This is a genomic window from uncultured Aureimonas sp., assembly GCF_913775355.1.
Taxonomy (GTDB): domain Bacteria; phylum Pseudomonadota; class Alphaproteobacteria; order Rhizobiales; family Rhizobiaceae; genus Aureimonas.
Map to the genome: position 1 here is coordinate 1 of NZ_CAJYIU010000036.1, position 11,035 is coordinate 11,035.

The 11,035-nt window shown below is 66.4% G+C and carries 11 protein-coding genes; 5 read left to right on the top strand and 6 right to left on the bottom strand.

What is annotated here, in order from left to right; translation table 11 throughout:
- Positions 1–212 precede the first annotated feature (212 nt).
- On the bottom strand, positions 213–1,229 hold the full coding sequence (locus tag QZ753_RS02605) for a DUF1176 domain-containing protein (protein ID WP_294640949.1): 1,017 nt from the start codon (positions 1,227–1,229) through the stop codon (positions 213–215).
- A 136-nt stretch (positions 1,230–1,365) separates the two neighbouring features.
- On the opposite strand from QZ753_RS02605, the gene QZ753_RS02610 reads away from it, so the two are divergent.
- Positions 1,366–1,761 (top strand): acyl-CoA thioesterase, encoded by a 396-nt coding sequence (locus tag QZ753_RS02610; RefSeq protein ID WP_294640951.1) that lies wholly within the window; start codon positions 1,366–1,368, stop codon positions 1,759–1,761.
- Positions 1,762–1,836: 75 nt separating this feature from the next.
- Here the strand turns inward: QZ753_RS02610 and QZ753_RS02615 are convergent, their stop codons facing one another.
- Entirely contained in the window at positions 1,837–2,481 is a 645-nt protein-coding gene (locus tag QZ753_RS02615; protein WP_294640953.1) for a hypothetical protein, read from the bottom strand.
- 187 nt (positions 2,482–2,668) lie between these two features.
- On the bottom strand, positions 2,669–3,841 hold the full coding sequence (locus QZ753_RS02620; protein WP_294640955.1) for an extensin family protein: 1,173 nt from the start codon (positions 3,839–3,841) through the stop codon (positions 2,669–2,671).
- A gap of 249 nt (positions 3,842–4,090) precedes the next feature.
- Between QZ753_RS02620 and QZ753_RS02625 the strand changes: the two genes are divergently transcribed.
- From QZ753_RS02625 to QZ753_RS02640, 4 genes are all read left to right on the top strand, one after another.
- On the top strand, positions 4,091–4,474 hold the full coding sequence (locus tag QZ753_RS02625) for a hypothetical protein (RefSeq protein WP_294640956.1): 384 nt from the start codon (positions 4,091–4,093) through the stop codon (positions 4,472–4,474).
- A 104-nt stretch (positions 4,475–4,578) separates the two neighbouring features.
- A complete protein-coding gene (gene uvrB, locus QZ753_RS02630) occupies positions 4,579–7,557 on the top strand; it encodes an excinuclease ABC subunit UvrB (RefSeq protein WP_294640958.1) in 2,979 nt (992 codons plus the stop codon).
- Between the two features lie 136 nt (positions 7,558–7,693).
- Positions 7,694–8,179, top strand: coding sequence for a Panacea domain-containing protein (locus tag QZ753_RS02635; RefSeq protein WP_294640960.1), 486 nt, complete (start codon positions 7,694–7,696; stop codon positions 8,177–8,179).
- Positions 8,152–8,955 carry a hypothetical protein gene (locus QZ753_RS02640; RefSeq protein WP_294640962.1) on the top strand — a complete coding sequence of 268 codons (804 nt, stop codon included), beginning with the start codon at positions 8,152–8,154 and terminating at the stop codon, positions 8,953–8,955. The genes QZ753_RS02635 and QZ753_RS02640 overlap by 28 nt, the downstream gene beginning before the upstream one ends.
- A 47-nt stretch (positions 8,956–9,002) precedes the next feature.
- On the opposite strand, the gene QZ753_RS02645 is transcribed toward QZ753_RS02640, so the two are convergent.
- From QZ753_RS02645 to QZ753_RS02655, 3 genes are all read right to left on the bottom strand, one after another.
- Positions 9,003–9,302: a hypothetical protein gene (locus tag QZ753_RS02645; protein ID WP_294640964.1), complete on the bottom strand. Its 300-nt coding sequence runs from the start codon at positions 9,300–9,302 to the stop codon at positions 9,003–9,005.
- Positions 9,303–9,632: 330 nt separating this feature from the next.
- A complete protein-coding gene (locus tag QZ753_RS02650) occupies positions 9,633–9,953 on the bottom strand; it encodes a hypothetical protein (RefSeq protein ID WP_294640966.1) in 321 nt (106 codons plus the stop codon).
- Positions 9,954–10,052: 99 nt separating this feature from the next.
- Entirely contained in the window at positions 10,053–10,181 is a 129-nt protein-coding gene (locus QZ753_RS02655) for a hypothetical protein (protein ID WP_294640969.1), read from the bottom strand.
- Positions 10,182–11,035: the final 854 nt, after the last annotated feature.

The following is an 11,035-nucleotide window of genomic DNA, read 5'->3' on the forward strand; positions in this document are numbered from 1 at the left end:
CCATCGTGCCGCCCGTCGTCGTGGTGGTGGAGGTCTGCGCAAGCGCGGCGCCGGTCATCAGGGTGGCAAGGCCGGCGGCGAGGACGAAGGACTTCATGAACAAACCTCTTGGCTGATATCTGCGACCAAAGCCCGCATGGGCCCGGCGCGTGTCAGCTAAAGGCGGCTCGTCGCGATCGGTTCCCACACCGCGGGACCCGATCGCGAACCCGTCATCGCCGCGGCCAGAGGAGCGGCCACGTGTCGGGCCCGTCGCCCGCCTCACCGTCGCAGTCCTCCTTCTCGCGCGCTTCGACGAGCACGACCTGTCCCGTGTCGGGCTCCACGCGCCACGTGGAATAGCGCCCGCAGTCGCCGATCCCGCGGCCCTTGAAGAAGGACGACAGGACGCCGCCGTCGAAATCGACGTTCCAGATCGAAAGGTCGGCGGTCGGTCCCTGCGTGGTCATCCAGACCAGCGGCACCGCGTCCGCACGCTTGTCGTCGTCCGAATACCGATAGAGCCTGGACGGGAAATTGTAGGCACCCGGCATGCCGCAGGCGATCACATAGAGCCGCGATCCCGGACCGGCCGGCATGGAGAAGCCGAGTTCGGTGAGGTCGGCGAAGTCGCCCCGATCGGCGCAGTCGCCCGCGGTCTCCCAGAGCGTACGGACCGGGGCCGGAAGCTCGTCCGGCGATGCGATGTCGGCGGGCAGGCCGGCACGGTCGGGCAACGGCTTGTCGCCGCGATCGGTGAGGGCCGTTGCCGTTCCGATCCGTCCCTGGTCCTCGTCGATCCTGCGGAGCGAGGCTACGAGGCCCGACAGCGAGAACACCTGCTCCAATCGGCCCGCCGAGGTCTCCGCCGAGGCGCGTACCGATCCGGCATCCCGCATTCCGGCGAGGAGGTCGCCGGCGACGACTGGATCGAAACTGCGGATGCGGCCCGCCGCGTCGGCCTTGAACGAGGTTCGGGGAAGCGAGACGGACCGGCCGCCATCGATGGCGAGCGTGACAGGACCGCGAAGCGCCGCATCGGACGGGATCGACAGGACGAGACCGAGCGGCGCATCGGCCGCCGCCGCGCGCTCCAGGCCCAGCCCGAAGATCGAGGCGCCACCGGCCGCGAAGGTCGTCGCCGTGCAGCTGAGGCCCGGTGTGCACGTCACCGTCCAGTCGCGAAACGTGCCGCCGGTCTCGGCGGCGGCCGGCACGAGGCCGGCCCCGAGTGCGGCGCAGGCAAGCAAGCTTAGTCTCGATCTCATCCGCGTCCTCCCGACGAACCCGCCGCAGGGTGCGCAGTCCGCACGCCCGATGACAAGGCGGTCGGCAAGCCCGCTCGATCTTTGTAGTGTCGGTTCAAATGAGAGGAGCGACCGCACGATGTCCGATTCGCCCGATAAGCCCAGCGGCGACCTGATCATCCGGGTTCAGGCCATGCCCGCCGACAGCAATGCGGCCGGCGATATCTTCGGCGGCTGGGTCATGTCGCAGATGGATCTTGCGGCCGGCGTTCGCGGCGCCGAGCGGGTTGGCGGTCGCGTGGTGACCGCAGCGGTCCAGTCGCTCGCCTTCCGCAAGCCGGTGAAGATCGGCGACACGCTCTGCGTCTATGCGCGGATCGAGAAGGTCGGCCGCACGTCGGTGACGCTGCATGTCGAGGCCTGGGCCCGGCGCTATCTCTCGCAGCGGCGCGAACTCGTCACCGAAGGTAGCTTCGTGATGGTCGCGCTCGACGCGGTGGGGCAGCCGACCCCGGTCCCTCCGGAACTCGACTGACCCGTCCGACGCGCAGATCCAGAAACGAAAACGCCCTCCGCAAAGGGAGGGCGTCCTGTCGGAAAGCTGTCGAGATCAGTTCGCCGGGGCCGGCGCGGGCGGCGGCGGCGGGGTCTCGCCGGCCGGCGGCGTCACGAGATCGGCCGGCGGCGGGGGAACCTGCGTCACCGGAGCCTCCGGGCCACCGGCGGCGGGGCCGACGCGGGCCATGTCGCGCGCGGAATCGATGATCGGCTTCGCCGCCTCGATGCAGCTTGCGAAGGGCTCGTCGCCGCAGTCGACGCGGATCGTCTGACCGCCGCCGAGGCTGATCTCGAACCCGGCGCGCGGCGGCGGCGGGGGCGGCGGGCCACGGCGGCCTTCCGGACCATCCGGGCCGCGCATGCGGGGGCCACGGTCGTCGCGGTCGCGCGGACCCCGATCCTCACGGTCGCGCATCTCGGCGCGGTCGCGGTCCCGGCCCTTGTCCTTGTCATCGTCCTTCTTGCGGTCGCGGTCGTCGTAGCGATCCCGCTCGCCGGGGCCGCGGTCGTCCTCGCGATCCGCGCGATCCATCGCCCAGCGATCGCCGCGCCGCACGTCGCGCATCGGCAGGTCGCCACGGTCGTCGCCACGATCGACGCGCTCGAGGCGGTCGCCGTAGTCGTCCATCTCCTGTGCGTGCGCCAGCGGCGCCGTGGTGGCCATCAGAACGGCCACAAGGGTCAAGGGCTTCAGCATCAACGTGTCCTATGCCAGGGCGTGCGGCGGCATACCGCACGCCGGCTGAAACGTGAGCCGTCGCGTTTCGTTGCCTGCGACGCGACATGCCGCTGCGGAAACTATTTTCCGCCGCGCCACCGGGGATCAATACGGCCCGTCTCCGGCAGGGCGCCGGGGTGACGCGAAGCGACGAGGACGAGCCTCCTTACTTGCAGATCGGGCGCAGCCGCGTCTTGGAGTCGAGATGCAGGTGGTCGGCGTGGGCGCGGTTGTAGCCGGGCCCGAGCACTGTCCCGAAATGGCGGCAGCTCGCCTGCCGGATCTGGGTCTGGAACGGCTTCTCGCGCCAGGCGAACACGCCCTTCGGCTCGACCTTGACCACAGATCCGTCCGCGAACCGGAAGCCGCCGACGTCGAGCGCATTGCCGCCGGCATGCTCCGAGATCGTGCGCGAGCCGGCAATGCGCGAGCAGCGGTAGGACGAAAGGTTGATCAGCGCCGTCGGCTGCTTCCAGAGCTTCCAGCGCGCCGCAGGCTTCACGTCGTCGCGCAGCCAGCGCGCGACGTTCAGCGCGGTCTGGCAGTTGAGCGTCGCCGGCGGCGACATCGCGATGCCTTTCACCGCCACCGTCACGCGCACGGGATCGTCGATCCCGCAGGCGCGCCCGGAAGACACGGGCGAGATGTCGGTGAAGCGGACGCCGAGTTTCTGGAGCTCGCGCCGGCACATCGCCTCGGACCGCGCCACCGGGCGATAGCCGCTCGGCGTCTCGCTCTCCAGCGCGCCGCGCGGCGGGCGGGCGATCGGCGACAGCGCGCGGTCGCCGCCGAGCGAGGCCCAGCTCGGCACCATGCTCTGGCGCGTCGCCGGTCGCCGGGGTTTCGGCTCGGGCGGCGGTTCGACCTCGGGGTCCGTCAGACCCTCCCACGGATCGAAACCGCTTTCGGGCAGCTCCGCCTCGGGCAGCGCACCGCCGTCGTCGATGACGCGCGGCGCGGCGAGCGGCTCTAGGGCGGCTTCTTCGACCGCAGGCGGCGCGGCCTCCTGAACGGGATAGGTGCGCCCGTAGTCGCCCGGCCCGCGCTCGGCACTCGGCTCCGGTGCGGCATAGACCGGCTCAGGGGCAGGGTCGACGGCGGCGGGGCTCGGCGCATAGGCGGGGAGATCGGCGCCTGGCACCGGCGCCGAGGGCACCGGACCGCCCCAGACGAGGCGCGCGCCGGTCTGCGGATCGCGCGCGACGGGCAGTTCGCCCGGAATGTCGGCGGGGGGAACGGGCTTGAAATCCATGGCCCGCAGCGGGCGATCGGCGCTCGCCGCCGCGGACACGGCGACGGCGAGCGTGACGATACGCCATCCGGTTCGACTCGATACCATCCGGCTGGCCCTCAGTTCCGCGAAACTCGAGCGGACGAGACGGAGGATAGGGTCGGCTTGGTCAACGAATGATGAATGCGGATGAAGCGAACAAACCGCCTGCTCTACGAGGACTGGCGCTCCGTAGGCGCATCACCTCCGACCCCATCCGCGATGCGTCTGCCAAACCCGTAACATTCGGCCGACGATCTCAACGTCATCAAAAGCTTTGGAGTCTCTTGTCAGCTGACCAAACCTGGAGCGTCGCCAATGGCCGAACCCTCGACCCCGCCTCAGCTTGTCGCTCGTCTTCAGCGGGAAGATGCCCTTCGACGTCTGAAAATCCGCTGGGCGCTTCGATTTGTCGTCGGAATTCTTCTCGTCGCACCGTGGGCGACCGAAATTCGACCATCGGCGCCTGACGATCCACAGGCGTTCCGGTTTTTCTTCTACGCTTTATTTGCTTTCGCGGCCGTGCTGGCTTGGCTGGTAGAGAGCCTGATCATCCGTTACCTCATCACTCCTCTTGAGCATTGGCGGAAAAACCGGGTGACCATTCGGCGGATCAGAGTGCCGGTCCCGTTACCGACCGAGACTTTGGTGACTGGACGAAACCGTCGAACTATCGAGGATGTCAGAGACGAACAGCATTAGCCCATCCGCATCGCGCAGGGGCTAATGCCCGCCCTTGCGTGCGGGCAAGTCTTCCCCTCCGTTTCCCCTTTATTCCGCCCCGCTCCCGGCCCATATTCGGCCCCATGGCCGATCCTAAGAAGTCCCCCAAGCGCTTGCCGCTTCTCGATTATTCCGACGCCTCCGAGCGCCTCGATCCGGGCTTCGGTGAGGCGCCGCAGCCCGATCTCGACGGCACGCCGCTGACCGGCCCCCTGGCCGGCTGGGCGGACCAGATCGCGCAAAACCTCGAGGAGGAGGCCGAGCGCAAGGCCGCCGCGCCCGCGAAGAAGGCGAAGAAGCCTTCAGCCCCCGCGGACGCGCCCAAATCCAAGCCCGGCAAGACCGCGCGCGGCACGTCGATGGGCGTCGCCAACTCGCCTGCCGAGCGCGCCCGCGCCGGCCTCAACCCCGTCTCCGGCCTGAACGTCAGCCTCGAGGATGCGGCCGCCCTCCCGGAGAGCGGCGTCACCGCGACCGTCCAGGCGCTGCAGGACCTCATCACCTCCGGCAACCCGCTGTTCAAGAACGGCGAGCTCTGGATCCCTCACCGGCCCGAGCGCCCCTCGAAGTCCGAAGGCGGCCATGCCTTCCGCATCGCCTCGGAATACGAGCCGAAGGGCGACCAACCCACAGCCATCGCCGACCTCGTGTCCGGCATCACCGAGCAGAACGACCAGACGCAGGTGCTCCTCGGCGTCACCGGCTCGGGCAAGACGTTCACTGTCGCCAACGTCATCGAGCGCACCCAGCGCCCGGCGCTGATTCTCGCGCCCAACAAGACGCTCGCGGCCCAGCTCTACGGCGAGTTCAAGAACTTCTTCCCCGACAACGCCGTCGAATATTTCGTCTCCTACTACGACTACTATCAGCCGGAAGCCTACGTCCCGCGCTCCGACACGTTCATCGAGAAGGAATCCTCGATCAACGAGCAGATCGACCGCATGCGCCACGCCGCCACGCGCGCGCTGCTCGAGCGCGACGACGTCATCATCGTCGCCTCGGTCTCCTGCATCTACGGTATCGGCTCGGTCGAGACCTACACGGCGATGACATTTCAAATGAGCGTGGGCGACCGGCTCGACCAGCGCCAGCTCCTCGCCGACCTTGTCGCCCAGCAATACAAGCGCCGTGACATGGATTTCGTGCGCGGCTCCTTCCGCGTGCGCGGCGACACGATCGAGATCTTCCCCGCCCACCTGGAGGACCGCGCCTGGCGCATCTCGCTCTTCGGCGACGAAATCGAGGCGATCCACGAGTTCGACCCGCTGACCGGCTCCAAGACCGACGACCTCAAGTCGGTGAAGATCTACGCCAACTCCCACTACGTCACGCCGCGCCCGACGCTGCAGCAGGCGGTGAAATCCATCAAGGCTGAGCTGGCAGGCCGCCTCGTCGAGCTGAACAAGGCCGGCCGCCTCCTCGAGGCCCAGCGGCTGGAGCAGCGCGTCACCTTCGACATCGAGATGATCGAGGCGACGGGCTCGTGCAACGGCATCGAGAACTACTCGCGCTACCTCACCGGCCGCCAGCCCGGCCACCCGCCGCCGACGCTGTTCGAGTACCTGCCCGACAACGCCCTCGTCTTCATCGACGAGAGCCACGTCACCATCCCGCAGATCGGCGCGATGTACCGGGGCGACTTCCGCCGCAAGGCGACGCTCGCCGAATACGGCTTCCGCCTGCCCTCCTGCATGGACAACCGCCCGCTCCGCTTCGAGGAGTGGAACGCCATGCGCCCGCCCACCGTCGCGGTCTCGGCGACGCCCGGCAAGTGGGAGCTGGAGGAGGCCGGCGGCGTCTTCGCCGAACAGGTCATCCGCCCGACCGGCCTCACCGATCCCCCGATCGACATCCGGCCCGCGAAATCCCAGGTCGACGACCTCCTCGGCGAGATCCGCGAGACCACCCAGCGCGGCTACCGCGTCCTCGTCACCGTGCTCACCAAGCGCATGGCCGAGGACCTCACCGAATATCTCCACGAGCAGGGCATCCGCGTGCGCTACATGCACTCGGACATCGACACGCTCGAGCGCATCGAGATCATCCGGGATCTCCGCCTCGGCGCCTTCGACGTGCTGGTCGGCATCAACCTCCTGCGCGAGGGCCTCGACATCCCCGAGTGCGGCCTCGTCGCCATCCTCGACGCCGACAAGGAAGGGTTCCTCCGCTCCGAGACCTCGCTGATCCAGACGATCGGCCGCGCCGCGCGCAATGTCGACGGCAAGGTCATCCTCTATGCCGACCAGGTGACGGGCTCGATGGAGCGCGCCATCGCCGAGACCAACCGCCGCCGCGACAAGCAGGAGGCCTACAACCGCGAGCACGGCATCACGCCGGAGTCGGTGAAAGCCAAGATCGCCGACATTCTCGACAGCTACTACGAGAAGGACCACGTGCGCGTGCCGACCGGCGCCCATGCGGCCGAGGGCGCGCTCGTCGGCAACAACCTGAAGAGCCATCTGGAGCATCTGGAGAAGGAGATGCGGCACGCCGCCGCCGATCTCGACTTCGAGACCGCTGCGCGCCTGCGCGACGAGATCAAGCGCCTCCAGGCGACGGAGCTCGCCGTCGCCGACGACCCGATGGCGCGCGACCTCGACGTCGACATGTTCTCCGAGGGCGGCGGCAGCGCCAGGTCGCGCGGCGGCCGCAAGAAGGGCGCGAACCACCAGAACCCGCGCTTCGGCCCCAACGGCGAGCCGCTCGCGGCCCGCATCAAGCCGCCCGCCGCGCGCGGCCACGCCGCCATCGGCGAGGTGCAAGGGCTTCGATCCGACCGGGGCGACGGCGCCTCCTACTTCGCCAAGCCCTCGCTCGACGACATGGGCCCCGGCACCGACACGGCGACGCCCAACCGCACGCTCTTCCGCAAGAACACGCTGGACGAGATGACCGTCGGCCGCACGGAAAAGCCCCTCGCCTCGGGCCCCCTGCCCCCGAAGCCCGGCGACGACCTCAAGCCCATCCGCCGCGAGAAGATCGGGCTGGGCAGCTACGAGGACCCGGCCGACGAGAAGAAACGCGGGCGACGGAAGGCGAAGACGGGACGGCCGGGTCGGTAACGACCGCCCTATACATAGATCAATGTTCTATTTTTGTTCCGATTCGAGAGGGCTTATTAACGTATTTGCGCGAAACCTGTGGACAACAAGGTTCCAGCATTGCGAACAAAACCAGAATATCGATTAGGATAGATCGATGTATGACGTTCGAGCGTTGGCGAATTTCATTATCGATTTAGCTTCAAGTGAGAATATTAGGCTCACCAATATCCAAATAAATAAAATAGTGTATTTCTTATACGCGGACTATCTAGTTTTATATGGTCGGAAGCTAACTGGCGCAAAGATTGAAGCCTGGGATTATGGCCCAGTATTTCGAGAGCTATATCACCAATTCAAACGGTTTGGCGGGAGCCCAATCGACGGAAGAGCGGAGATTATCAATCCTGTAAACGGCAGGCTGGAAGTGGCCCGCTGTGATTTTCTCCTAGAAGATGCTGATTTTATCAGATTGAATGCCGAAAAATATTTTCGGATGTCGGCTTATTTCCTAGTGGATCAATCTCACATCGAAGATGGCCCCTGGGACAGAGTTTGGAACCACATAGAGCAAGCAAGCCCCACAATGAAAATCTCGGATGAAATAATACGAGATTGGCACAGGAAAGTGATGAAGCATTGAAGCCGAGAGATTACGGCAAGCTGCTACAAAAGCTTGATCGCCCTCCAAGTGGGTTGAACTGGGTACGATTTATTGAGACGGACGCCCCGTCTACCGCGAAGAAAATTCTTAGTTTTTTATACGGTGGAGTGACATTCACGTATCAACCAAGCTACGCCGTCATAAAAGATGGCATAGAACTGGGGATTTCGCGGGAGACGGCAATTGCAACCGCCCGAAAGCGAGGCGCGCCGGACGGCAGACTCTATAACGAGCAACTGATTGAAGCGTTTTACGCGCACCAAGCAGAACGCAACTACCAACCAACAGGCAGCCTTCAATTCAATAAAGAATTATTTAGAATTTCAAGAAATTTGACAGTGCCGATCAGCCCACTGTCGGTCATCCGAGAAAATGGCCGGTTCGTTCCTATATTTGTATGTGGGTGGGCAGAGCTACAGCTCTCTGAGAAACAGCGACGCCTTTATGTCACAATTTGTGAGGACGCTTTCCTGTCGCTCACCGACTTCCAAAATAGTCCTGCAGAGTTCTTATTTTTCCAAAGGCCCAGAAAAAACCAGCCACGCGAAGCAGAAATTTGGCAACGTGGCGATTACAAACAGTTGCCTGATAATGATCTCAGCGATTGCGTGGAAACTTACTTGGCGGCGCGTGAGATTGTAAGAGCAACCCTCGAAGCGGCACGTGAACGTACGTCTGAGCTTCGACGCGGCGCGCCTGAATTGGAACCATCGAACACATTCGATCTTTTTTCTGGACTAGAAAAGATTGACTAGGCAAAGCGAGTAGGATGTGCGTATTCGCATCCTACTCATCCCGCTTATTAGCGCTGATAGAAATACCGTTCCCCCCGCCTATCCTCCCTCTCCCACCGGCGCCTTTCCTCCCGCTCCCAGCGCTGCTGCGCGCGCTGGCGGCGCTCGTAGCGCTCCTGGCGGCGGATCTGGCCGGGGCTGTAGAAGCCGCGCTCGCGGTTGATCTGGATCTGCGCGTCCACGCGGTCCTGCAGCCGCTGCTCGGCCGCGTTGCGCGGCGGGCCGGACGGCAGCACGTAGTCCTGCGCGGCGACCGGCAGGGCGGTCAGCGTCAGCGCCAGGGCGGAGAGGAGAAGGGTCGTCTTCATCGCGGGGTTCCTCGACTGTCTCGTCGTCTCGGGGAAGAGGACGCCTCGGCGCCTGAACGGTTCCTGAAGGCGTCGGAGCGGGGAAGCGGTCGGCGGCTCGCCGGTCGGCGGTGAGTGCCTGTGATCGGGCCGACGGGCGGAATGCCGGGAGGGAAGCGCGGCGTACCCCCCTTGAGGATGCCGGCGCATCGAGCCCCGCCCCGCGCGTCGAGTGCCCGTCTCGAGCACACGGACCATCCAGCCCCCGCCGGTTCCCAACGGCAAGAGGGCGCGGAAGCCGTTCCGCTCCCGCGCCCCCTCGATCGTCACGCCCTTGGCGCGGCCCGCCGCTTACCAGCGGTGATGGTTGCGCGCCGCGCGGTGGATGTTGCGGTTGGCGCGGTCCTGCATGCGCTCGATCTTGCGGGCCGAGCGCGGGTCGACATAGCCGTTGTTGTAGTAGCGCGCCCGGCGCTCGACTTGGCTGATGCGGTGCTGCTGGCGGGCGAGACGTCGCGCCTCCTGCGGCGTGATGCGGCCCGTGTGCAGTCCGCGCTCGATGCGCTCGTGCTGGCGATACTGGCGCACGTCCGACCGGTAGGTCTGCGCCATCGCCGGCATCGAGGTGGCGACAAGGATGCCCGAAAGGGCGAGGATCACGGTCTTCTTCATCGGATCAACTCCGTCCGTTGAATGGATGGCCCAGTAAGCCTCCAGCCACCTGAACGGTTCCTGAACCTGATCGTCATCCTGCCTTCAGATCGTCGGCCGTCAGCGCGGCATGCCGTTGTCGCGCGTCGCCTTCTCGCGCCAGCTGTCGTTCGGCGTGATCGGCTTGTTGATCTCCGCGCAGCCGGCGAGAAGGGCGAGCGCGGTGAGGAGCATGAGGATACGGGGCAAGGGCAAGGGGCCTTTTCATGTCGCAGCCGCAGCGGCCGGCCGGGGCCGGCGGCGGGGCGCGGGGTGGACCGGCGGACCCTTGGCGCCGCCCGCCGAGACGCGGCTCGCCGGACGATCGCCGGCCGCGCCGGAAGGCCCCGCCTATAGCGCCCGTGCGCGGCCGTGGCGAGGCGCCCCTCCCCGTTTTCTCCCCCTCGCTGCCGTCCGGCCCTAGCCTTCCCGCCATCGCCGCCCCATCGAACAGGCGCGAATGATCACCGGGATCGTTCGGAGGGGCCGGCGGGCGGTGTCCGCGACACGCCCCCTGCCGGAGGGGACCGTGGCCCGGACGGTTCTGGCAAGTCCGGTTCAGCCTCCAATACGAGAGGCGCTCGGAAAGCCGCAGACCCGAGACAGCCCCGAAGGCCGCTGCGTCAGAGGCAGCCGGCAGCAAGGGCCAAGGCGCGCGGCAACCGGAGAAGCTCCATGGCGGGGTCTCGCACACCCTGCCGAACCGCAAACACCGCGCGGGTCGCCGGAGGCGGACCACTTTTGTTGACTACCCCACGGAGGTTCGCCTCCGGCGGCCCGTCGCCTTTTCCTTGAACGGCGGCACAAAGCGAGGCACTCGATCACCCCGGCCGCGATCCAGCGGTACGGGCGCTTTCGCGCGTCCTGCCCACCCTTGGCGCCCGGCCCGGCGGCTCCATCTGACCGCTCCTGCAACATAATGCCGGAGGCCGGCCCTATGAAAAGCGCTGTTCACGACACGTTCGGCGATCCCGCCACCGTCCTGCATCAGGCCGACAGCCCGACGCCGGAGCCGGGCCCGGGCGAGGTGCGCATCCGCACGCTCCTGTCGCCGATCCACAACC